Source organism: Burkholderia sp. HAN2018 (assembly GCF_024704855.1).
GTDB lineage: Bacteria > Pseudomonadota > Gammaproteobacteria > Burkholderiales > Burkholderiaceae > Burkholderia > Burkholderia cepacia.
This window is the reverse complement of sequence record NZ_QOBB01000080.1, coordinates 1-21,261: the sequence shown is the minus strand read 5'-3', so window position 1 is coordinate 21,261 and position 21,261 is coordinate 1. Positions and strand designations below refer to the sequence as shown.

20 protein-coding genes and 1 pseudogene are annotated in these 21,261 nt (G+C 68.3%); 12 read left to right on the top strand and 9 right to left on the bottom strand.

Annotated elements, in window-relative coordinates; translation table 11 throughout:
- Window positions 1-3: 3 nt before the first annotated feature.
- Entirely contained in the window at window positions 4-900 is an 897-nt protein-coding gene (locus DPV74_RS20525) for a transporter (RefSeq protein WP_119337852.1), read from the bottom strand.
- Between the two features lie 512 nt (window positions 901-1,412).
- Here DPV74_RS20525 and nthA point away from each other — a divergent pair.
- From nthA to DPV74_RS20505, 4 genes are all read left to right on the top strand, one after another.
- Window positions 1,413-2,012 (top strand): nitrile hydratase subunit alpha, encoded by a 600-nt coding sequence (gene nthA / locus DPV74_RS20520; RefSeq protein ID WP_048023132.1) that lies wholly within the window; start codon window positions 1,413-1,415, stop codon window positions 2,010-2,012.
- A 42-nt stretch (window positions 2,013-2,054) separates the two neighbouring features.
- Window positions 2,055-2,708, top strand: coding sequence for a nitrile hydratase subunit beta (nthB, locus tag DPV74_RS20515; RefSeq protein WP_059853627.1), 654 nt, complete (start codon window positions 2,055-2,057; stop codon window positions 2,706-2,708).
- On the top strand, window positions 2,705-3,967 hold the full coding sequence (locus tag DPV74_RS20510; protein ID WP_119337851.1) for a GTP-binding protein: 1,263 nt from the start codon (window positions 2,705-2,707) through the stop codon (window positions 3,965-3,967). Before nthB ends, DPV74_RS20510 begins: the two co-directional genes overlap by 4 nt.
- A 184-nt stretch (window positions 3,968-4,151) precedes the next feature.
- Window positions 4,152-4,739: a LysE family translocator gene (locus DPV74_RS20505; protein WP_119337850.1), complete on the top strand. Its 588-nt coding sequence runs from the start codon at window positions 4,152-4,154 to the stop codon at window positions 4,737-4,739.
- Window positions 4,740-4,775: 36 nt separating this feature from the next.
- Here the strand turns inward: DPV74_RS20505 and DPV74_RS20500 are convergent, their stop codons facing one another.
- A complete protein-coding gene (locus DPV74_RS20500; RefSeq protein WP_060085199.1) occupies window positions 4,776-5,621 on the bottom strand; it encodes an AraC family transcriptional regulator in 846 nt (281 codons plus the stop codon).
- Window positions 5,622-5,791: 170 nt separating this feature from the next.
- Here DPV74_RS20500 and DPV74_RS20495 point away from each other — a divergent pair, with 170 nt between their 5' ends.
- On the top strand, window positions 5,792-6,586 hold the full coding sequence (locus tag DPV74_RS20495) for an SDR family NAD(P)-dependent oxidoreductase (RefSeq protein ID WP_059696233.1): 795 nt from the start codon (window positions 5,792-5,794) through the stop codon (window positions 6,584-6,586).
- A gap of 24 nt (window positions 6,587-6,610) precedes the next feature.
- Here DPV74_RS20495 and DPV74_RS20490 read toward each other — a convergent pair whose 3' ends face one another.
- The 5 genes from DPV74_RS20490 to DPV74_RS20470 all read right to left on the bottom strand — a co-directional run bounded on the left by DPV74_RS20490 (window position 6,611) and on the right by DPV74_RS20470 (window position 11,769).
- Window positions 6,611-6,985, bottom strand: a complete 375-nt coding sequence (locus DPV74_RS20490) for a hypothetical protein (protein ID WP_049097651.1) — start codon at window positions 6,983-6,985, stop codon at window positions 6,611-6,613.
- A gap of 212 nt (window positions 6,986-7,197) precedes the next feature.
- Entirely contained in the window at window positions 7,198-8,268 is a 1,071-nt protein-coding gene (locus DPV74_RS20485; RefSeq protein ID WP_060085198.1) for an AI-2E family transporter, read from the bottom strand.
- Window positions 8,269-8,392: 124 nt separating this feature from the next.
- Entirely contained in the window at window positions 8,393-9,502 is a 1,110-nt protein-coding gene (locus DPV74_RS20480; protein ID WP_027791477.1) for an NADH:flavin oxidoreductase/NADH oxidase, read from the bottom strand.
- Between the two features lie 141 nt (window positions 9,503-9,643).
- Complete coding sequence (locus DPV74_RS20475; protein ID WP_059696237.1) at window positions 9,644-10,330, bottom strand: type 1 glutamine amidotransferase domain-containing protein; 687 nt, start codon at window positions 10,328-10,330, stop codon at window positions 9,644-9,646.
- 398 nt (window positions 10,331-10,728) lie between these two features.
- Window positions 10,729-11,769 (bottom strand): substrate-binding domain-containing protein, encoded by a 1,041-nt coding sequence (locus DPV74_RS20470; RefSeq protein WP_059696239.1) that lies wholly within the window; start codon window positions 11,767-11,769, stop codon window positions 10,729-10,731.
- Between the two features lie 187 nt (window positions 11,770-11,956).
- Between DPV74_RS20470 and DPV74_RS20465 the strand changes: the two genes are divergently transcribed.
- Both DPV74_RS20465 and DPV74_RS20460 read left to right on the top strand, forming a co-directional pair.
- Entirely contained in the window at window positions 11,957-13,522 is a 1,566-nt protein-coding gene (locus DPV74_RS20465) for a glycoside hydrolase family 68 protein (RefSeq protein WP_027791474.1), read from the top strand.
- Between the two features lie 175 nt (window positions 13,523-13,697).
- Window positions 13,698-15,335 carry a glycoside hydrolase family 32 protein gene (locus tag DPV74_RS20460; protein ID WP_119337849.1) on the top strand — a complete coding sequence of 546 codons (1,638 nt, stop codon included), beginning with the start codon at window positions 13,698-13,700 and terminating at the stop codon, window positions 15,333-15,335.
- A gap of 81 nt (window positions 15,336-15,416) precedes the next feature.
- On the opposite strand, the gene DPV74_RS20455 is transcribed toward DPV74_RS20460, so the two are convergent.
- The gene (locus DPV74_RS20455; RefSeq protein ID WP_060372062.1) at window positions 15,417-16,166 is read right to left on the bottom strand and encodes an SDR family oxidoreductase; all 750 of its coding nucleotides are present in this window, start codon (window positions 16,164-16,166) and stop codon (window positions 15,417-15,419) included.
- A 146-nt stretch (window positions 16,167-16,312) separates the two neighbouring features.
- Window positions 16,313-17,230 carry a LysR family transcriptional regulator gene (locus tag DPV74_RS20450; RefSeq protein ID WP_027791471.1) on the bottom strand — a complete coding sequence of 306 codons (918 nt, stop codon included), beginning with the start codon at window positions 17,228-17,230 and terminating at the stop codon, window positions 16,313-16,315.
- Window positions 17,231-17,497: 267 nt separating this feature from the next.
- Between DPV74_RS20450 and DPV74_RS20445 the strand changes: the two genes are divergently transcribed.
- The 5 genes and pseudogenes from DPV74_RS20445 to DPV74_RS20425 form a co-directional block, all read left to right on the top strand.
- Window positions 17,498-18,982, top strand: coding sequence for a PLP-dependent aminotransferase family protein (locus DPV74_RS20445; protein ID WP_060085195.1), 1,485 nt, complete (start codon window positions 17,498-17,500; stop codon window positions 18,980-18,982).
- Window positions 18,983-19,076: 94 nt separating this feature from the next.
- A complete protein-coding gene (locus DPV74_RS20440; protein WP_021159255.1) occupies window positions 19,077-19,514 on the top strand; it encodes a carboxymuconolactone decarboxylase family protein in 438 nt (145 codons plus the stop codon).
- 10 nt (window positions 19,515-19,524) lie between these two features.
- Complete coding sequence (locus DPV74_RS20435; RefSeq protein WP_060085193.1) at window positions 19,525-19,947, top strand: cupin domain-containing protein; 423 nt, start codon at window positions 19,525-19,527, stop codon at window positions 19,945-19,947.
- Between the two features lie 270 nt (window positions 19,948-20,217).
- The gene (locus DPV74_RS20430; RefSeq protein ID WP_060277024.1) at window positions 20,218-20,916 is read left to right on the top strand and encodes a TetR/AcrR family transcriptional regulator; all 699 of its coding nucleotides are present in this window, start codon (window positions 20,218-20,220) and stop codon (window positions 20,914-20,916) included.
- A pseudogene (locus tag DPV74_RS20425) lies at window positions 20,913-21,261 on the top strand (secretion protein HlyD); the annotation flags it as partial. The gene DPV74_RS20430 and the pseudogene DPV74_RS20425, both read left to right, overlap by 4 nt.

Below are 21,261 nucleotides of genomic sequence, written 5' to 3'. Positions count from 1 at the left end.
TGGTCAGAAGATGTGCGCGTAACGCAGGCCGGCGAGCACACTGTTCCTCGGACCGTTGCGCACGCTCAGGTCGGTGCCGAGCTGGATTTGCACCTGGTCGGCCTTCGTCACGAACTTCGCCGCGGTGATTCGCAGGCGCGTCGTGCGCAGCGCGTCGTTGTTGTCCGCGCCGTCGACGCTCGTTTCACCGCCCCAGAGCTGCGTGACGCCGATCCCGAGCGACGTGCCCGGATCGGGCATGTAACGCACCATCGCCTGTGCGCTGTAGCTCATCCGTTGATGCAGCGTCGCACCGTTCGCGCCATACGACGTGTTGTTGCCGTACCAGATCGCATCGCCGACGAGATCGAGCGCCCACTGCGGCGAAAAGTGCTTGACGTAGGCCGCCTGGAAATCGAGCGACCAGCGGTTGGCGCCGAGATTGAGACCGCGGTTCTGGTCGTAGCTCCCGGTCGGCGCGTAGACGTAGACCGTCGCGGCGACGACGTCCTTCGCTTCGTTCAGGCGGAATTTCAACGGTGCGGTCAGGATCACGTCGCCGACACCGTTCGTACTGCCAAGCGCGCCGGCGTTGCCGAAGCTGCTGATATGACCGAACGGCAGCAACACCTGCGGATCGATCGTGAGCCTGTCGGTGAGCTGGAACACATGCAGCAGGCGGGCGATGCCGACATTCGACTGCAGGTCGAAATCCGACGTCCGGTGGCCGTTCGCGTAGTAGGCGTTCGTCGCGGAATAGTTGTAGTACAGCACGCCGATCGTCGCGCCGACCGGATACTGCTCATAGTCGCCGGGATCGACCTCGACCGCGCCCGCGTAATGCGATGCGACGGCGATCAGCGACAAACCGATCCAGCGCGCGATTCGCTTCAGTTTCATTCTGTTGACGTTGTCCATCATGCTCCTCACCTGGTTGCGCAGACACCGCCACGCTCGACGCACGACGAACGGGAACCGTCGCCGGATGGTGGAATCGCGGGATGCTGGCCGACTGTTGTTCCGCCGTAGCATCGGGGATGCCGGCGATTCGCGACATCGAACGGCCGTCGCTTGAGGATGAGAATAGGAAGGCAAAATCCGCAGTTCTGTTTTCCGGCGGAACAAGAAATTGGCTGTGGCGGACCTGCGCCTCCGATGCCATGCAGCGGTCGCAAAACGTGCGCCGCTGCCGCTGTTTTCGTGCCGGGCGCCCCGCCAATTGCCGCCCATCTCCGTGCATCCGCGCGCATCGGCCCCATGCCGCGCCACGGGGCCGTCTCAGCACAGTTTCCGATCCGTGCCGGCAAAGAACCGCGCTTTTTCTCTTCTTACCCTGCTCGTCGAGCGTGACCGACACCACGCGTCCACGCCCCGCCACGGCAATACCAACGCGATGGCGGCGGTCAACCCGAACCACGACAAGGAACCCCACGATGAGCGCGACCCCTTCCGCGGAAACAGCCTCGACGCCCGGCGAACGTGCCTGGGCGCTGTTTCGCGTGATGAAAGAGAAGAACCTGATCCCCGACGGCTATATCGAAGGCCTGACCGAGCTGATGTCCACGACCTGGGATCCGGCCAACGGCGCGCGCATCGTCGCGCGTGCGTGGGTCGACCCGGCGTTTCGCGAACTGCTGCTGAAGGACGGCACGGCCGCGTGCGCGCAGTTCGGCTACACCGGCCCGCAGGGCGAGTACATCGTCGCGCTCGAAGACACGCCCACGCTGAAGAACGTGATCGTCTGCAGCCTGTGCTCATGCACGAACTGGCCGGTGCTCGGGCTGCCGCCTGAGTGGTACAAGGGCTTCGAATATCGTGCGCGGCTCGTCCGCGAGGGCCGCACGGTGCTGCGCGAGCTCGGCACCGACCTGCCCGACGACGTCGTCGTGAAGGTCTGGGATACGACCGCCGAAAGCCGCTATCTCGTGCTGCCCGTGCGGCCGGCCGGCAGCGAGCACATGACCGAGGAACAACTGCGCACGCTCGTCACGAAGGATGTGCTGATCGGCGTGGCGCTGCCGCGCGCGCGCTGACTCCCCCCGTTTCGCTCTCGACCTTCATCTCGGAGATCACATATGGACGGCTTTCACGACCTCGGCGGATTCCAGGGTTTCGGCCCGGTGCCGCACACGATCAACAGTCTCGGCTACAAGCCGGTCTTCAAGGAAGACTGGGAACATCTCGCGTACAGCCTGATGTTCGTCGGCGTGGACCAACTGAAAAAATTCAGCGTCGACGAGGTACGTCACGCGGTCGAACGCATCGACGTACGCCAGCATGTCGGCACGCGCTACTACGAGCGCTACGTGATCGCGACGGCGACATTGCTCGTCGAAACCGGCGTGCTCACGCAGGATGAACTCGACCGCGCGCTCGGTTCGCATTTCCGGCTCGCGAACCCGCCGACATCCGGCGGCCGGGCGGCACCGCCCGACTCGACGCGGTTCGAGGTCGGCGAGCGTGTCGTCGTTCGCGACGAATACGTCAGCGGGCACATCCGCGCGCCGGGCTACGTTCGCGGCAAGGAAGGCGTCGTGCTGCACCGGACGACCGAATCGTGGCCCTTCCCGGACGCGATCGGCCACGGCGACACCGGCGCCGCCCATCAGCCGACCTACCATGTCGAGTTCCGCGTGAAGGATCTGTGGGGCGACGCCGCCGACGACGGCTACGTCGTGGTCGACCTGTTCGAAGGCTACCTGGATCGCGCGTCCGGGCAGAGCGCATGACGACGCCGGGGAAGCAAGGCGCGCCGGCCGCCCCTGGCCCGAGGATTCCGGTCACCGTGTTGTCCGGCTTCCTCGGCGCCGGGAAAACGACGTTGCTGAACCACATCCTGCGCAATCGCGCGGGACTGAAGGTCGCCGTGATCGTCAACGACATGAGCGAAGTGAACATCGACGCCGACGACGTGCGGCGCAACGTCGAGCTGCATCGAGGCGAGGACGAACTGGTCGAGATGAGCAACGGCTGCATCTGCTGCACGCTGCGCGCCGATCTGCTGGAGCAGATCAGCACGCTCGCGCGGCAGCGCCGCTTCGACTATCTGCTGATCGAGTCGACCGGCATCTCGGAGCCGATGCCGGTCGCGGAGACGTTTGCGTTTCTCGATCGGGACGGTTTCAGCCTGAGCGAGCTGGCACGGCTGGACACGCTCGTCACGGTAGTCGACGGCGAGACGTTCGAGGACATGATCGCGTCGGCCGAACCGGTCGCGCACGACGCGGCGCTCGCGAACGACGGCCATTCCGGTCCGCCGCGCAAGCTGTCGGATCTGCTGCTCGAGCAAGTCGAATATGCGAACGTGATCCTCGTGAGCCGTCTCGACCGGATCGGCCACGCGGGTTTCGACCGGCTGCGCGCGCTTCTTGCGTCGCTGAATCCATCTGCGCGAATCCTGCCGATGCAGCACGGCAAGGTCGATCCGTCAGACGTGCTCGATACCCGGCGCTTCGATCTGCCGGCGCTCGTCGAATCGCCGGGATGGATGCAGCGCATGCAGATCGACGAACGCCCCCCGGAATCGGATGCGTACGGGATCGCGTCGTGGACCTATCGTGAACGTGCGCCGTTTCATCCGGCGCGCCTGCTCGCATGGCTGCGCCGTCCGTGGGACAACGGCCGGCTGCTTCGCTGCAAGGGTTATGTCTGGGCTGCGCACCGCTATCCCGAGATCGCCATGCTCGTGCAGACGGGCGGCGCGTTCCAGTGGGGTTACGTTGGGCGATGGTGGCGATTCATCCCGCAGTCGGACTGGCCGCACGACGACTATCGCCGCGATGGCGTGCTGAAAAAATGGGAGGAGCCTGCGGGGGATTGTCGGCAGGAAATCGTGTTCATCGGGCAGTCGGTCGATCACGACCGGTTGCGTCGCGAACTCGATGCGTGCCTGCTGACGGTCGAGGAAATCGACGCGGGCCCGGAGTCGTGGCTGCGGCTTCCGGAAGCCGACGCGTTCGACGCGCTCGCGGCGGCCGCTCGTCCGTGACGTGAGACTCGATGCCTTCGGTTGCAACGCCTGCGTCCAACGACTGTCGAGCACCGGTGAGCGCCGTGCCCGGTTCGGCGTTGCCTGAATCCAGACAGCGCCGCCGAGGGCAGTTTTCTTCAATACTGGCACGCGCGGCTTCTTTAGTCTCGATGCGACTTTGACATTCGCATGGAGGCACTCAATGAGCATGCTGGTTTCGATGGCCGCGTTCGCGCTGGCGTCGTCGATCACCCCCGGTCCCGTCAACATCGTCGCGCTCAGCGCGGGCGCGCGCCACGGTCTCGGCGCAAGCCTGCGGTATGCGGCCGGCGCGACGCTCGGCTTCGTCGCGCTGTTCCTGCTGATCGGCCTCGGGCTGCACGCGGCGCTCACGCGCTGGCCCGTGCTGACGACCGCCACGCAGTGGTCGGGAATCGCGTTTCTGCTGTACATGGCGCTGCGGCTCGCCCTCGACGACGGCCGGCTGTCGGCCGACCCGGACGTGGCCGGCCCGTCGGCGGCGTCCGGCGCGGCGATGCAGTGGCTGAATCCGAAGGCGTGGCTCGCGTGCGTGGCCGCGATGGGCGCATACGCGGCCGACGGCGACCGCGCGCAGGTCTGGCAGTTCGCCGCGCTGTATCTCGTGATCTGTTTCGCGTCGATCGCTTGCTGGGGGTATGCCGGCGCATCGCTGCGGCACCGGCTCGCGAACGCGCGGAGGATGCGCGTGTTCAACCGGCTGATGGCGCTGCTGCTCGCGGGCAGCGCGCTGTTTCTGCTGGACGTGTAGGGCGCGCCTCGCCCGGCTCGCCGCTCGACTCGTGGCTCAGCTCGTCGCGCTGCGGTACTGGCCGGGCGTCGCGGCCGCGATGCGCCGGAACGCGCGCTGGAAATGCGCCTGGTCGGCAAAGCCCGCGTCGAGCGCGACGTCGGCGATCGGCCGGCCGCGGCGCAGCTCCGTGCGGCCGTACTGCACGCGGCGGTCGATCAGGAACGCATGCGGCGTCATGCCGTAGCGCGCGTTGAACGCGCGGATCAGGTACGACGGCGACAAATCGGCGGCCGCGCAGATCGCATCGAGCGTCACGCCCTCGCGGCAATGCGCGGCGATGTAATCGGCCGCGCGCGCGAGTTTGGCGTTGTCGTCCCCGGCGCGCGGGCCGGGCAGTTCGCGGTCGAGCGCGCCGTGCAGCGCCGTGAAGAATTCGACCGCCGCGCTCTCCTTGCCGAGCGGATCGATGCCGGGCGCGACGAGCGTCCGGTAGAAACCGCCAAATTGCGCGAACAGGTCGCGCCGTTCCGTCAACTTCGGCGAAAAGCCATGAAAATCGCGGTTCGGATCGCGGCCCAGCGAATGCTGCAGCCGCGCGAGCCACGGCACGTCGACATAGACCATCCGGTACGCCCACGCGTCGGGGCCGTAGGGGTTGCACGCATGCACCTGTTCCGGGTCGATGATCACCAGCACGCCGCGCCCGACGTGCTCGTGCGTCGCGCCGTTCACGTAGGTGCTCGTGCCGCCGACGATCGCGCCCACCGAAAACGTGTCGTGCGTGTGCTTCGCGTAGCAGATCGAGCGGCCATCGTCGACGGTGCGCGCCTCGATGAACGGCAGCGCGGCATCGCGCCAGAACGGCGACGGTACGACGGATCGGTTGGCGGTACGGCTCACGCGGCGGGCTCCCGGTTCGGACGGCGACCGCTCACCGTACAAGACTGTGCGGCGCCGCGCAACCGGATCGCCACGCTTCGATACGGGATTGCGCCGTTTCGCCTAAGCTTTGAATTCCGTCCGCCGCGGCGCCCGCGGCGGTTTTCGTTCACTCCTCTTCCGTCACGCTCATGCATATCGATCTGAAAGGCAAGACCGCGGTTGTCACCGCCTCCACCGCCGGCATCGGGCTCGCGATTGCCGAAGGGCTCGCGCGCGCCGGTGCGCGCGTCGTCGTCAACGGCCGCAGCGATGCGTCGGTGCAGTCCGCGCTCGCGCACCTGCGCGCGGCCGTCCCCGACGCGGGCTTCGACGGCATCGCGGCCGATCTCTCCGATGCCGCGGGTGTCGCCCGCATCACGCAACACACGCCCGCAGCCGACATCCTCGTCAACAACGCGGGCATCTACGGCCTGAAGGCGTTCTTCGAGATCGACGACGCCGAGTGGGAACATTACTTCCAGATGAACGTGATGTCCGGCGTGCGGCTCGCGCGGCATTACCTGAAGGGGATGATCGAACGCAATGCCGGCCGCATCGTGTTCATTTCGTCGGAATCGGGCCTGAACATCCCGGTCGACATGATTCATTACGGATTCACGAAAACCGCGCAGCTGTCGATCGCACGCGGCCTCGCGAAGCTCGCGGCCGGCACCAACGTGACCGTCAACTCGGTGCTGCCGGGGCCGACGATGTCGGACGGCGTGCGGGCGCTGCTGAAGGAAACGGCCGACGAAACCGGCCGCAGCGTGGAAGACGTGGCCGTGGAGTTCGTGCGCAACCATCGTTCGAGCTCGATCATCCAGCGGCCGGCGACGCCCGAGGAAGTCGCGAACCTGGTGGTCTACGTGTGCTCGCCGCAGGCTTCGGCGACGACGGGCGCCGCGTTGCGGGTGGACGGCGGCGTGGTCGACACGATCGCGTGACGGCGGGCGGGCACGGCCGCCGCGCTAGCGCGAAGCGGCCTTGCCCGGCTGGAGCGTGCCCTTGCGATCGGCGTTCATGCACGAATCGAAGCCGTGTTGCGTGACGATGCCGGCCCTGTCGAACACGACGAAATATTCGCGGTGATCGTTACCGTGCTCGATGAAGTAGTTGTAGCAGACGCCGCTGCCGTTGCGGACCATCCAGACGCTGCGCGGGTTGCCGGCCGCGCGGACGACATCGGCACGCGTCGCGCCGTGCCGCGAGGCGGCCCGCGCGAGCGGCGTGCGTGAATACGAAAATGGCAGCCACGAGTCGAACCACGCGCAGCCGTGCAACATCAGGCAGCTGGCGGCCAGGGACAGCGTCGCTGCGGGACGGGCCATCGAAATCAATCGCATGCTTGGGAAAATCTGCTGCGCCATGCCGGCGTGATCGAAAGCCCCATGCTACTCGACCTTTGGGTCCGGATCGAAAAGAAATGTAGAGATCTTTATACGAATCCCTGCATGTCATGCCCGCGCGCAAGCCCGGTCGTTGCAGCCCCCACATGCTTGCACGCGCATCGAATCTGCCGCGCCGATGCGTCAAATCGGCACAACGTCGCGCATCGTCACGCGATCCACTCGGCCCACAGCATCGTCAGCACCGTCATCAGCGCGGGGCCGACGAACAGCCCGATCAGGCCGAACGTCTCGGCGCCGCCGAGGATGCCGAACAGCACCAGCAGGAACGGCAGCCGCGCCGAGCTGCCGATCAGCACCGGCCGCACGAAATGCTCGGCGACGAACACGACGACGAAACCGAGCACGGCCACCACGACGGCCCACGCCGTCGCACCCTGCACGAACAGCCAGAGCGCCGCGCCGCAGAACACGATCGGCGCGCAGAACGGCAACATCGCGGCAATCGCCGTGACGAGGCCGAGCAGCGCCGCATGCGGGACGCCGGCCAGCGCATACGCGATGCCGAGCAGCGCACCCTCGCCGAGCCCGACGACGACGAGCCCCGTCACCGTGCCGTACACGGCCTTGACCATCCGGTCGATCAGTTCCGCGCCGTTGTGCCCGAACGCGCGCCGCGCGCCCTGCAGCAATGCGCCCGACAGTTTGTGGCCCGCGCGCAGGATCACGAACAGCGTGACGAGCATGAAGCCAAATTCGAGCAGCACATGCGCGAGCTTCGTGCCGAACTGCCGCCCGAACGCGAGGAATTTCTCGCTGTTGACGCCGTGCATCGCGCTGGCCGGATGCAGCGGATGGCCGAGATTGGCCTGCCACCATTCGGTGATCTGAGCCGAACCGTAAGGCAGCCGGCTGACGACGTCCGGCAACGGAATGCCGCTGTCCTGGACCGACTTCAGCCACTCGCGCAGGTCGTGCGCCTGCCCGATCGCCTGGACGGCCGCGACCGCGATCGGCAGCACGACGAGCAGCGAGATCGCGGCCGTGATGACGGTCGCGATCAGCGTCGGCCGGTCACGGAACAGCCGGTGCGATTCGAAGCATTTGAGCAGCGGCCACATCGCGATGGCGATCACGCAGGCCCATGCGATGGCGGGAATGAAGTCGCGGATGATCCACAGCGCGAGCACCAGCAGCGCCGCATACAGCACGACGCGGGCAACCTGCTGCGCGCGCGGCCGTGCGGCGGGGTCGTGAGACGACGGGACGTGTGCGCCCATGGCACCTCTGTCGAAATGAAAAATGGCGGTTCGCGCAGGCAACCGGCCTGCACGAACCGCCATTCTATCCATCGGCGCCGGATCGGCGACGCGCAAGATGCGCGCGCCGTGTCGTCAAGGCGGCTCAGGCCGCCTTGTCGGCGATCCGGTAGCGCTCGAGCCAGTGCGCGTACGGCGCGGGCAGCGTCCACGACGGACGCTCGACGCCGAGCTGCCTGGCCGCGTAGTACGGCCAGTGCGGATCGGCCAGGTGCGCGCGCCCGACCATCACGAGATCGAGCTGCGCTTCGGCCACCACGCGGTTCGCCAGTTGCGGCGTGTCGATCCCCCATGCGGACGACACCGGCAGCCCGGCCTCGCGGCGCACGCGCTCGGCGATCGGCGCGAGGAACGCCGGGCCCCACGGAATCTGCGCGGCGGGCGTCGAGAAGCCGACCGACACGCTCAGCATGTCGAGCCCTTCCCGCTTCATCCGCTGCGTGAGCGCGATCGACTCGGCGAGCGTCTCTTCGTCGCGGCCGTCGTATTCGATCACGCCCAGGCGCGCGGTCAGCGGCAGGTGCTCGGGCCAGACCTTGCGCACGGCCGCGAGCGTGTCGACGAGGAAGCGGCCGCGATTCTCGGCCGAGCCGCCATATTCGTCGGTGCGGTGGTTCGAATGCACCGAGAAGAAGCTCTGGCCGAGATAACCGTGCGCAAAGTGCAATTCGAGCCATTCGAAGCCGAGATCGCGCGCACGCTTCGCCGAGGCGACGAAATCGGCCTGCACGCGGGCGATGTCGTCGTGCGTCATTTCACGCGGCACTTTCGGCAAATGCGCGCCGAACGGCACGGCCGACGGGGCGATGGTCTGCCAGCCGCGCGGATCGCCGTCGGCGATATGGTCGTCGCCTTCCCACGGACGGTTCGCGCTCGCCTTGCGGCCCGCATGCGCGATCTGGATGCCGGGCACCGCGCCGGCCGCCTTGATCGCCGCGACCGACGGCGCGAACGCTGCGGCCTGCGCATCGGTCCACAGCCCCGCGCAACCCGGCGTGATGCGCCCTTCCGGCGACACGGCCGTCGCCTCGGCGATCACGAGGCCCGCGCCGCCGCGCGCGATGCCGGCCAGATGCACGTGATGCCAGTCGTTGACGACGCCGTCCTCGGCGACGTACTGGCACATCGGCGGCACCGCGATGCGGTTGCGCAGCGTGACATCCTTGAGTTTGAACGGTTCGAACAGGGCAGACATCCACGGCTCCTTTGCTTGGTTCTGCAAAACGACGGGAAACGCGCCGTGCGGTGCGCACGACGGAACGATTCGGGCCGTCGCCGGACGGCTTGCACCCGGCGACGGATACGGTGCGGCGCCGGCCCGGCCGGCGCCGTCGGCTCAACGGCGGCCGAGTTGCGCGAGCAGCGCCTCGGCGGCGGGCGCCGACGACGCGGGGTTCTGCCCCGTGATCAGCAGCCCGTCGGTGACGATATGCGGCGCCCAGTCGGCGCTGCGTTCGAATTGCGCGCCATTGGTCTTCAGCATGTCCTCGACGAGGAACGGCACGACTTCCGTCAGTTCGACGGCCGCTTCCTCGCTGTTGGTGAAGCCCGTCACGCGCTTGCCGCGCACGACCGATTCGCCGGTCTGCGGATTCTTCACGTGACGCAGCACGCCCGGCGCGTGGCAGACCGCCGCCACCGGCTTGCCGGCCGCCAGCGCGCGCTCGATCAGGCCGATCGAATGCAGATCCTCGGCGAGATCCCACAGCGGGCCGTGGCCGCCCGGGTAGAACACGGCGTCGTAGTCGTCAACGGACACGTCGGCCAGCTTGCGCGTCGACGCCAGTTCGGCCTTCGCCGCCGCATCGGCTTCGAAGCGGCGCGTCGCGTCGGTCTGGGCGGCCGGATCGCTGCTTTTCGGGTCGAGCGGCGCCTGGCCGCCCTTCGGCGACACGAGCGTCAGCTCGACGCCCGCATCCTTGAACACGTAGTACGGCGCGGCCAGTTCCTCGAGCCAGAAGCCGGTCTTCTTGCCGGTGTCGCCGAGCGTGTCGTGCGAGGTCAGGACAACCAGAATCTTCATGATCGGACACTCCTTCGAAAAGTTGATGGGACCGGGGCCGCATGATCCAGAAAACCGGCCGGCGCGGCGCGCCTGTCCGCGCCTGTCCGTTAGTCAGCTGTGACGCGTCATCGTGCGACCCGCGTATCCGAATGCGGCACGCGCCTATTAGACCAGTCGTCTAGAACATTCGAAAATAAAACGACGGCGTCTCGCCGCGCTACCAGCACCACGCGCGAGATGGCATTTTTCGCGCCTTGCTTGCCTGCGCCACGGACGTCGCCGCATTCACGAGGACGGATGATAGTCGCGGATTAGACCGGTCGTCTAGTAGTCGGACAATCATCCCTGCCGCCGTCATGGCTTTTCTCGAGGGGCGCGATCCGTCGGTGCCCGCAGGTACTCGCGCCCCCTCGCCTTCACCGCGCCGGCTGGTCGCGCAACGGACCGTCGGTGTCGCCCGCCTCGATTGTCGGCGCCTCGAGCCGGTGCTCGCGCACGCCGTCGCCAAGCAGGCGCAGCATCAGTTCCGCGAGCGAGCGCCCCGACGCGTGGCCGGTCGGCTGCACGACCGCCGTCACGCGATACGGGTGCGCGAGGCCCGGCGGCACGCCGTCGTAGACGATCAGCGACATGTCCTCGCCCAGGCGCAGCCCGCTGTCCACGAGCGCCCGAAACGCGCCGCCGCCCGCGATATTGTTGTCGACCAGCAGCGCCGTCGGCCGCTCGGCGCGCGCGAGCAGCGCCCGCACCGCCTGCAACCCGCCGTCGTGCGTGAACGGGCACTCGACGAGCAGCGCCGGATCCGGCTCGATGCCGGCTTCGCGCAGTGCCGACAGATAACCTGCACGGCGCTGCGCGGCGAAATTCAGGGCAAGCGGCGCGCTGATCATCGCAATGCGCCGGTGCCCGAAACCCGTCAGCCGGCGCACCGCGTCCCGCGCGCCCGCTTCGTTGTCGAAGTCGAACCACGCGTACGGCTCGGCCATCCGGGTCCGGCCGTAGGCCACGTACGGAAACGCGCTCGCCTGCAGGTACGCGATGCGCGGATCGTCAACCAGCGTTCGCGCGACGATCAGGCCGTCGACGAGTTTGCCTTCGACGATGCGCCGATAGGTGTCCAGTTCTGCGTTCGGCCGCGCCGACGCGATGATGAAATCGAGATTGCGTTCCGCGAGCCGCTCGGTGATGCCCGCGACGACCTCGCCGAAACGCGGATCGCCGAGATCGCCCGCGCCGAACGGATAAACGATCCCGATCATGTCGGCCCGACCGGTCGCCAGCCGGCGCGCGGTCGGGTCGGCCACGTAGCCCATTTCCCGCGCGGCCTTCGCCACGCGTTCGCGCGTCGCCTCGCTGACGTCGTCGTAGCCGTTCAGCGCGCGGCTGACCGTCGTCCGCGACAGCCCGAGCGCGTCCGACAGCGCCTTCAGATTCACCTTCACCGTCACTCCTCGCATTCGCCGATCCGCCCGGCCGCCCGAACACAGGGATGCACCGGCCGGGTAATTATTTCCAATTGGTAACGATTACCGTCAATTAAATATCTTTTGCGTTCCAAACCGGTTTGAAATAGCATCCAAACCGGTTTGGACATCGATGCCCACTCAGCCGTTCACTTTGACCTTTCCAGGAAACGACGACGAGATGACATACTTTCCCCTTTTCCGCCCGACGACGACCAAACGTTTGCTCCTCGCTGGCGGCGCACTTGCCGCCTTCGCGTCCGTCGCGCACGCGCAGTCCAGCGGCACGGGCGCGCCCATGCCCACGCCCCATACGCAGCAGGCCTACGATCCCGAAGGCAACTTCACGATGCGCTGGACGCGTGCGGACATTCGCCAGATCGTCGCGCAGTCGCACACCGCCGGCGCCGACAAGAACTCGCTGCCGCAAGCGCTGACGATGCCGGACATCCCGCAGGATTTCCCGCTGATCAACTCGAACGTGTGGGTGTGGGACACGTGGCCGCTGGCCGACCTGCGCGCGAACCAGCTCAGCTACAAGGGCTGGGAGGTGATCTTCTCGCTCACCGCCGATCCGCACGCGGGCTACACGTTCGACGACCGTCACGTCCACGCCCGCATCGGCTTCTTCTATCGCCGCGCGGGCATCCCGGCGTCGCAGCGCCCCGCCAACGGCGGCTGGACCTGGGGCGGCCACCTGTTCCCGGACGGCGCGAGCGCCAGGGTATTCGGCACCGCACCGATGACCAACAACGCCGAATGGTCGGGCTCCGCGCGCCTCACGAACGGCAGCAACGTCAGCCTGTACTACACCGCGACGTCGTTCAACCGCTCGGCGCCCGGCGGCGCGGACATCACGCCGCCGCAGGCGATCATCACGCGCGCCGACGGCAACATCCACGCCGACGACAAGCACGTGTGGTTCACCGGCTTCGGCGATCACAAGGCGCTGCTGCAACCGGACGGCAACTACTACCAGACCGGCCAGCAGAACACCTACTTCTCGTTCCGCGATCCGTTCGTGTTCACCGATCCCGCGCACCCGGGCAAGACCTACATGGTCTTCGAAGGCAATACGGGCGGCCAGCGCGGCGCACGCACCTGCACCGAAGCCGATCTCGGCTACGCGCCGAACGATCCGTACAAGGAAGATCTCAACGCGGTGATGAATTCGGGCGCAGTGTATCAAAAGGCCAATGTCGGCCTGGCGGTCGCGACGAACCCGCAATTGACCGAATGGAAGTTCCTGCCGCCGATCCTGTCGGCGAACTGCGTCGACGACCAGACCGAGCGCCCGCAGATCTACCTGAAGGACGGCAAGTACTACCTGTTCACGATCAGCCACCGCACGACGATGGCGGCCGGCGTCGACGGCCCGGACGGCGTGTACGGTTTCGTCGGCAACGGCATCCGCAGCGACTTCCTGCCGCTGAACGGCGGCAGCGGCCTCGTGCTCGGCAACCCGACCGACTTCTCCGCGCCGGCCGGTGCACCGTATTCGCAGGATCCGAACCAGAACCCGCGCGAATTCCAGTCGTATTCGCACTACGTGATGCCGGGCGGCCTCGTCGAGTCGTTCATCGATGCGATCGGCCCGCGTCGCGGCGGCACGCTCGCGCCGACGGTGAAGGTCGGCATCAACGGAACGTCGACGGCGGTCGATCGCACGTATGGCCGCGGCGGGCTCGGCGGCTACGGCGACATTCCGGCGAACCTGCCCGCGACGGGCGACGGCCACAACCCGTGAAGCCGGGATAACCAACAATAACGATCATCGATAAAGGCACGGGGTTAGGGAGGCGCATATCGCGCGTGTCGCGTGCGCGCCTCCACTTTTTTCCTTCCATCCATTGCGCGCACCGCCGTCGAAAGCGGCAGGCGCCCTTCTTTCCCGCCTTGCACGGCGAAGCACGACACCCCGCATGATATCGACGTCTTTTCGCTTTTCCGCCCGGATCGCCCGGTTGCTGCTCGCCTGCGTGGCCTGTACCCAGGTCGCTGCCGCGCCTTGCCACGCGCCGGCTGACGACGGCACCCCGCAATGGCGACCCGCGCTCCATTACACGCCGCAGCGCAACTGGATGAACGATCCGAACGGGCTCGTCTACGACAACGGACGCTATCACCTGTTCTACCAATACAATCCGCTCGGCAACGACTGGGGCAACATGTCGTGGGGCCACGCGACGAGCACCGATCTCGTCCACTGGCGCGAGCAGCCGGTCGCGATGCGCGCGAACGCGACGGAGGAAATCTTCTCCGGCTCGATCGTCGCCGACACCCTCAATACGTCCGGCCTGGGCACGCCCGGCCACCCGCCGCTCGTCGCGCTTTATACGAGCGTGTACAAGGCGGGCTCCGGCCACGCGCCGGGCATTCAGGCGCAGTCGCTCGCGTACAGCCTCGATCACGGCACGACGTGGCAACCTTACGCACGCAATCCGGTGCTGACGCTCGACCCGGAATCGAAGCAATTCCGCGATCCGAAAGTGTCGTGGTATGCGCTGGGCGGCTACTGGCTGATGACGACGGTCGTCGCCGATGCGCACGTCGTGAAGCTCTATCGCTCGGACGACCTGATCCACTGGAATTTCCTGAGCGATTTCACGCGGCCGGGCGTGCCGCACGACGGCGCGCTGTGGGAAATGCCCGACCTCGTGCCGCTGCCGCTCGACGGCGACCCCGCACAAACACGGTGGGTCATGATCGTCAACGTCAACCCGTGGTCGATCGCCGGCGGCTCGGGCGCGATGTATTTCGTCGGCCACTTCGACGGCCGCACGTTTACGCCGGATCGCGTCGCCCCCGCCGGTTCCGATCCCGCGCAATTCCACTGGGTCGACCACGGCGCGGATTTCTACGCAGCCGGCACCTTCTCGGGCGCGCCCGGCTCACGGCCGGTCGCGATCGCGTGGATGAGCAACTGGGATTACGCGGCGAAAGTGCCGACCGCGCCGTGGCGCGGCGCGATGACCCTGCCGCGTGAACTCTCGCTGAAAACGATCGACGGCGAACCGACGCTCGTCGTCGCGCCGGCCGCCGCGTTCGACGCATGGGCGGACGGGCGGCCCGCCGTACACGAAGGCGACCTCACGGTCGACTCCGCGACACGCGCGCTGTCGCCCGCGACGCGCGGCGCCGTCCAGCGCATCACGGTCACGCTCGAGCCGCGGCACGCGGCGCGTGCCGGCCTGATCGTCCGGCGCTCGGCGGACGGCTCGGTCGGCACCCGGATCGTGTACGACACCGTCAAGCGCACGCTGACGCTCGACCGCTCCCGCTCCGGCGAAGCGAATTTCGCCGGCACGTTCAGCGGCGAACACATCGTGGACCTGCCGCTCGAGCACGGGCGGCTGCGGCTCGAGATCGTCGTCGATCGCGGCTCGGTCGAAGTGTTCGCGAACGGCGGCCGCGTGGCGCTCACCGACCTGATCTTCCCGCCGCCCGACGCGGACCGCGTCGCCGTGTTCGCCGAGCACGGCCGCGCGACGTTCTCCGGGCTCACGGTGACGCAGCTCGAAGCCGGCGGCGACAGGCTTGGCGCCTGTGCGGCGCGATAGATGCAATCCGTCCGCCGATGACGGGGGCTGTCCGCCCGGCGCAACGCCGGGCGGTTGCAGCCCCCGCCGGGGCTTCGCCGATCAGAGCAAGCCCATCCCGCCCGACGCGATGATCTCCGCGCCGACGATGAACGCGGATTCCGGCGCGCTGAGGTGCAGCACCGTCGACGCGATCTCGTCCGGCGTGCCGAACCGGCCGATCGGAACGAGGCCCTTGATCTTGTCGGCCGTCTCGTCGAGCGTGGCCGCGTCGAACCCGAGCTTGCCGTAGAGCGGCGTCTGCACGGGCCCCGGGCTCACGACGTTCACGCGCACGCCGTGCGGCAGCAGTTCCGTCGACAGCGTCTTCGCGAACGAATTGACGGCCGCCTTGCTCGCCGCGTACACCGACGAGCCGGGCATCCCGATGTGCGCGTTGATCGAGCCGTTGATCACGATCGACGCGCCACGGTTCAGCAGCGGCACCAGCGACTGGATCTGGAAATACGCGCCCTTCACGTTGGTGTTGAACACGAGATCCCACATGGCCTCGTCGCTGTCGGCGAACGGCGCGAGTTTCGCGACGCCCGCGTTGATGAACACGGCGTCGAGCCGCGCCCCCGCCGACGCGATCGCATCGGCCAGCGCGCGGGCCGACGCGACGCTGCCGGCCTCGTTGCGGATCGCGAGCGCATCCGTGCCGAGCGTCTGCCGCGCGGCCTCGAGCGTCTGCGCATCGCGCCCGGTGATGATGACCCGCGCGCCTTCTGCCGCGAATGCCCTGGCGGCCGCCAGGCCGATGCCGCTGTTGCCGCCCGTGACGAGGACCGTCTTTCCTTCGAAGCGTTGCATGATGTTCTCCTGTGAACCGGTGAGTTGACCGTGGACACAGGATGCGCGCCGCGCCCGGCCTTGCCGTACGACGGGCGCGACGAACACGTTCGAAATCGTCGAACGTGTTTGCGCGGGCGGGTTCGGTCGCGCTGTTCCGCGCCGCGTCAGCCGGCCACGTCGATGCCGTCGAGCAGCCGTTGCGCGAGCCTCGGTTCGCGCAATTGCTCGAGCCACCATTGCAGCGCCCGGCCGTCCCGGTCGCCGTGCCACGCGACATACAGCCGGTTCGGCTCGCGCGGATCGGCCGTCTGTCTTTCCACGAGCTCGCCGCGCGCCAGCAGCGACGCCACGCGCCGGCGCGGCACCCAGCCGACGCCCAGCCCGTCGCGCTGCGCGAGGATCTTCGCGCGCATCGACGGCACCGCCAGCACGGCCTGCCCGCCGAGCAGGCCATACGCGCGGCCGGCCGCGCGCCGCGACGAATCGGCGACGACGACCGCCCGGTGCGCGCCGATCGCATCTCGCGTCAGTGCGCCGCTCACGGCGGCCAGCGGATGGCGCGGCGATACCGCGAACACCCACTCGATCGCCCCCAGCTCGAACCACTTGAAGCCGGGAATCGCCGGCGGCTCGTTGGTCGCGCCGACCACCAGGTCCGCACGGCCGTCGCGCAGCGCTTCCCAGGTACCGCCGAGCACTTCGTGCGTGAAACGCAACGACACGCCCGAATCGAGCGCATCGAACGCGTGGACGACGGGCAACAGCGTGTCGAACTCCAGCACCTCGTCGCTGACGATCCACAGCCGGTCCTCCCAGCCGCTCGCGACCTGCCGCACGCGCTGCGTCAGCCGCGCGACGTCCAGCGCCAGCCGCGCCGCCTCGTCGGTCAGCAGCTGTCCGGCCGGCGTGAGCTGCAGCCGGTAGCCGCGCCGGTCGAACAGCAGCGCGTCGAAGCGCGTTTCGAGCTGGCGCGCCGCGTGCGATACCGTCGACGGCGCCTTGCCGAGCCGCGCGGCCGCCCGCGACAGGCTGCCGGTGGCGCGGATCGCGTCGAGCAGCGCAAGTTCGTCTTCGGACAGCATGGGGTGGCTCCGGTGTGGGGTTGTCGTGGATCGTAAGGCAGCGGCGGGCCAAGGTCCAATCGGGCGATGCGGGCCGGTCGTGCCGATCGTGCCGGTCACGGGCGTGTCCCGCCCGGCCGGTTCGGCCGGCCTCCGCGCGATTCCTTGCGCTCCGGCGGCCGGTACAGGCATTCCGTCACGCCGCCACGCCGCCCGCACCATGCCGCCGCGACCGGCTTCCGGTATGCTGGTCGACTCGAAATCATGGCAATCGAGGTAACCACTGCGATGGACATCGCGATCCGCATCGAAGGCCGTCACGACCTGACGGGGCAGATCTTCCGGCAACTGCGCACCGCGATCGTCGACGGACGCCTCGCCGGCGGCGCGCGGCTGCCGTCGACGCGCGACCTCGCGAAACAGCTCGGCGTCTCGCGCAAGACGACGCTCGACGCGTTCGAGCGCCTGGTGGCCGAGGGCTACCTGAATACCCGCGCGGGCGACGGCACGTTCGTCGCCGACGGCCTCGCGCGCGTGCCGCACGCCGCGTCCATGTCGGCACCGTCGCTCGTCGACGGCACGCCGCGCGTCGACGCGGTCGATGCCCGCGCGCTGTGGAACGACCTGCCCGACGCGCTCGCGATGCCCATACAGCACGATGCGCCCGGCTTCGACTTCCGCGGCGGCGTGACCGACAAGACGCTGTTCCCGTTCGACGCGTGGCGGCGCTGCCTGCATCACGCGCTGCGCCAGCAGATGCGCGGTCCCGCCCAGTATCACGACCCGGCCGGCGATCCGCAGCTGCGCGGGGCGATCGCGCGTTACGTCGCGTTCAGCCGCGCGGTCGCGTGCGGCTGGGACGACGTGCTCGTCACGCAAGGCGCGCAACAGGCGCTCGACCTGATCGCCCGCGTCGTCGTGCGGCCCGGCGATGTGGTCGCGGTCGAGGATCCCGGCTATCCGCCCGCGCGTGCCGCGTTCGCGTCGCTCGGTGCGACGGTGATCGGCGTGCCGGTCGACGCGCACGGCCTGGTCACGGAACGGTTGCCCGACGACGCGCGCCTCGTCTACGTGACGCCGTCGCATCAGTTCCCGCTCGGGATGCCGATGACGCTGGACCGGCGCGTCGCGCTGCTCGAATGGGCGCAGCGCCGCCGCGCCGTCATCATCGAGGACGATTACGACGGCGAGTTCCGTTTCGAGGGCCGGCCGGTGGAGTCGCTGAAGAGCCTCGACCGCACGGGCCTCGTCGCGTATGTCGGCACCTTCTCGAAGACGATCTTTCCGGAACTGCGGATCGGCTACGCGATTCCGCCGCGCGCGCTGCGCGGCGCGCTGGCCAAGGCGAAGCAGATCGTCGACTGGCACACCTGCACGCTGACGCAGGCGGCGCTCGCCCGCTTCATGCTCGAAGGCGACTTCGCACGGCACCTGAAGCGCGTGCAGAAGCACTACGACGCGCGTCGCAAGATGCTGATCGCGCATCTGCGCGGCGAACTCGCGCCGTGGTTCGACGCGATCGTGCCGACCGCCGGCATCCACCTCGCCGCCCGCCTGAAGCCGGGGCTCGACGAGGCGGCACTTGTCCGCGCCGCCCGCGCGCAGGACATCGGCCTGTACGGCATCTCGGCATTCCACGTCGGCGTGCCGGTCAGTGCGGGGCTGCTGTTCGGCTATGGCGGGATCGACGCGCTGCGCATCGACACGGCGCTTGCGAAGCTCGCCGGCCTGCTGGGTTCGGGCAGCATCGGCGGCCCGGCACTGGTTACCTGAATTTTCCAGAAATTGGCCATTCAAGCAGGCCAGCTTGCGCCCTAAAGTGGGTCCTGTCGCGCCACCGTGCGCTCCAACCGAAAAAGGACCTGCCATGCAACCGCGCCTGAACTTCTATACCGCCAGCCCGAATGCCATCAAGGTGATGCGCAACGCCGAGGACTTCATCGCGAAAAGCTCGATCGAGAAGCCGCTCGCCGAACTCGTCCGCCTGCGCGCGTCGCAGATCAACGGCTGCGCGTTCTGCGTCGACATGCACACGACCGACGCACGCAAGGACGGCGAAACCGACCGCCGTCTCGCGACCGTCGTCGTGTGGCGCGAAACGCCGTTCTTCACCGAGCGCGAACGCGCGGCGCTGGAATGGACCGAGGCACTGACGCTGGTGGCCGACAACCACGTGCCCGACGCCGTCTGGGAGGCCGTGAAGCCGCATTTCACCGACGAGGAGCTGTTCGACCTGTCGATGCTGATCGCGACGATCAACACGTGGAACCGCTTCGCGATCGCGTTCCGCAAGATGCCCGAGTAAGAAGACGACGATGACGTACGCCACGCTCCGTCGCGCCGCCCTCGGCGCATGGCTCGCGGCCGGCGCCGCGCTGCTGCCGGCCGCCGCCCATGCGCACGACACCGGCGACAACGTGCACACGATCATGCAGCAGGCCGTGCCCGAAGCGCCCGGCAAGCTCGCTGTCGTCGCGACCGTCGACTATGCGCCCGGCCAGGCGTCGGAAGCCCACCGGCACCTCGGCTCGGTGTTCGCGGTCGTGTCGAAAGGCGAGGTGCTGTCGCAGGTGAACGGCGGCCCGCTGCACCGCTACCGCGCTGGCGAAGGCTGGTACGAGGCGCCCGGCTCGCGCCACCAGGTGTCGCGCAACGCGAGCGCGACCGAACCCGCGCAGATCGTCGTGTTCGGGCTGACCGGCGAACACGTGCCGCTGACGTCGCCGATCGATCAATAAGCGCTTGCCGGGGCGCGTGCCGTTGTCGACGCACGTGCCCCCGCTGCACGACCGGGTTCGCCGCCGTTTCCCTTCCGGGGCCCCGCCGCTCCCCGCCGGTTCTCCCTCGCCGTTTCCGCATTAGCCGCTCCCTACACTCCGCTACCCGCTTGCCGCACCGCGCCACATCCCGGCCCGCCCGCGCCCCCGTTCGACGCTCGCCTGATCTCGATCAACCCGGTCGAAAACCCTTCCTTGAAATTAACTAACTCATCAATTAGCGTCGATTTCATGAACACGAAATCCACCGTCGCCAGGCCGCGCGGGCGCCGCCCGTCGGTCGACGATTTCGACCTGCGCGACCACATGCTCGACGTCGCGATGCAGCTGTTCGCCGAGCGCGGCATCGCCGCGACGACCGTCGCGCAGATCGCCGCCGCCGCAGGCGTCACATCGGCGATGGTCCACTACTACTTCACGAATCGCGAGCGGTTGCTCGACGCGATCGTCGAGGAACGGCTCGCACAGGCGATCGCGTTCGTGTGGCGACCGACCGAGCCGCGGATCGACGACGATCCGTTCGCGCTCGTCGGCGAACTCGTCGACCGCTTCTTCGACGTCACGCACCGCATGCCGTGGCTGCCGTCGATCTGGCTGCGCGAGATCGTCCACGAAGGCGGGCTGCTGCGCGAACGGATGGTCCGGCGCATTCCGCTCGATCATGTCGGACGCTTCGCCGAACGCATCCGCGGCGCGCAGCAGGCTGGCACGCTGAACCCCGCGCTCGAACCCGCGTTCCTGTTCCATTCGATCGTCGCGCTGGTGATGCTGCCGCTCGCGACCGCGAAACTGTGGCAAAGCGCGCGCGGCATGCCGCCGATCGACCGCGACGTGCTGCACCGGCACGTCCGCGCGCTGCTCGGTTCGGGAATGCAGCCGCCCGCCCCCGCGCGTCGCGCACGGGCCCGCTCGCCACGGAGGCCGTCATGAACCCGCCCCGCGCACTGCCGCTGGCGACGGTCGCCGCAATCGCCGTGCTCGCCGGCTGCGGACGCCCGGCCGACAACGGCACGACCTACCAGGGCTACGTCGAAGGCGAATTCGTGTACCTGTCGTCGTCGCAATCGGGCACGCTGACGCAGCTGCCGGTCGCGCGCGGCCAGACCCTCGCCGCCGGCGCGCCGGCCTTCTCGCTCGAGGCCGTCAGCGAAACCGCCGCGCTGTTGCAGGCGCAGCACCAGCTCGCGGCCGCCCGCGCGCAGCTTGCCGACCTGCGAACGGGCAAGCGCCCGCCGGAAATCGCGGTCACGCAGGCGCAGCTCGCCCAGGCCACCG

Bases quoted from the DNA above. Each gene is read 5' to 3' on its own strand.
- nthA (WP_048023132.1), top strand. From the start codon at position 1,413: ATGAGCGCGACCCCTTCCGCGGAAACAGCCTCGACGCCCGGCGAACGT.
- DPV74_RS20445 (WP_060085195.1), top strand. From the start codon at position 17,498: ATGGACATCGCGATCCGCATCGAAGGCCGTCACGACCTGACGGGGCAG.
- DPV74_RS20430 (WP_060277024.1), top strand. From the start codon at position 20,218: ATGAACACGAAATCCACCGTCGCCAGGCCGCGCGGGCGCCGCCCGTCG.
- DPV74_RS20510 (WP_119337851.1), top strand. From the start codon at position 2,705: ATGACGACGCCGGGGAAGCAAGGCGCGCCGGCCGCCCCTGGCCCGAGG.
- DPV74_RS20485 (WP_060085198.1), bottom strand. From the start codon at position 8,268: ATGGGCGCACACGTCCCGTCGTCTCACGACCCCGCCGCACGGCCGCGC.
- DPV74_RS20465 (WP_027791474.1), top strand. From the start codon at position 11,957: ATGACATACTTTCCCCTTTTCCGCCCGACGACGACCAAACGTTTGCTC.
- DPV74_RS20525 (WP_119337852.1), bottom strand. From the start codon at position 900: ATGATGGACAACGTCAACAGAATGAAACTGAAGCGAATCGCGCGCTGG.
- DPV74_RS20455 (WP_060372062.1), bottom strand. From the start codon at position 16,166: ATGCAACGCTTCGAAGGAAAGACGGTCCTCGTCACGGGCGGCAACAGC.
- DPV74_RS20480 (WP_027791477.1), bottom strand. From the start codon at position 9,502: ATGTCTGCCCTGTTCGAACCGTTCAAACTCAAGGATGTCACGCTGCGC.
- nthB (WP_059853627.1), top strand. From the start codon at position 2,055: ATGGACGGCTTTCACGACCTCGGCGGATTCCAGGGTTTCGGCCCGGTG.
- DPV74_RS20460 (WP_119337849.1), top strand. From the start codon at position 13,698: ATGATATCGACGTCTTTTCGCTTTTCCGCCCGGATCGCCCGGTTGCTG.
- DPV74_RS20495 (WP_059696233.1), top strand. From the start codon at position 5,792: ATGCATATCGATCTGAAAGGCAAGACCGCGGTTGTCACCGCCTCCACC.
- DPV74_RS20440 (WP_021159255.1), top strand. From the start codon at position 19,077: ATGCAACCGCGCCTGAACTTCTATACCGCCAGCCCGAATGCCATCAAG.
- DPV74_RS20435 (WP_060085193.1), top strand. From the start codon at position 19,525: ATGACGTACGCCACGCTCCGTCGCGCCGCCCTCGGCGCATGGCTCGCG.
- DPV74_RS20505 (WP_119337850.1), top strand. From the start codon at position 4,152: ATGAGCATGCTGGTTTCGATGGCCGCGTTCGCGCTGGCGTCGTCGATC.
- DPV74_RS20475 (WP_059696237.1), bottom strand. From the start codon at position 10,330: ATGAAGATTCTGGTTGTCCTGACCTCGCACGACACGCTCGGCGACACC.
- DPV74_RS20490 (WP_049097651.1), bottom strand. From the start codon at position 6,985: ATGCGATTGATTTCGATGGCCCGTCCCGCAGCGACGCTGTCCCTGGCC.
- DPV74_RS20470 (WP_059696239.1), bottom strand. From the start codon at position 11,769: ATGCGAGGAGTGACGGTGAAGGTGAATCTGAAGGCGCTGTCGGACGCG.
- DPV74_RS20450 (WP_027791471.1), bottom strand. From the start codon at position 17,230: ATGCTGTCCGAAGACGAACTTGCGCTGCTCGACGCGATCCGCGCCACC.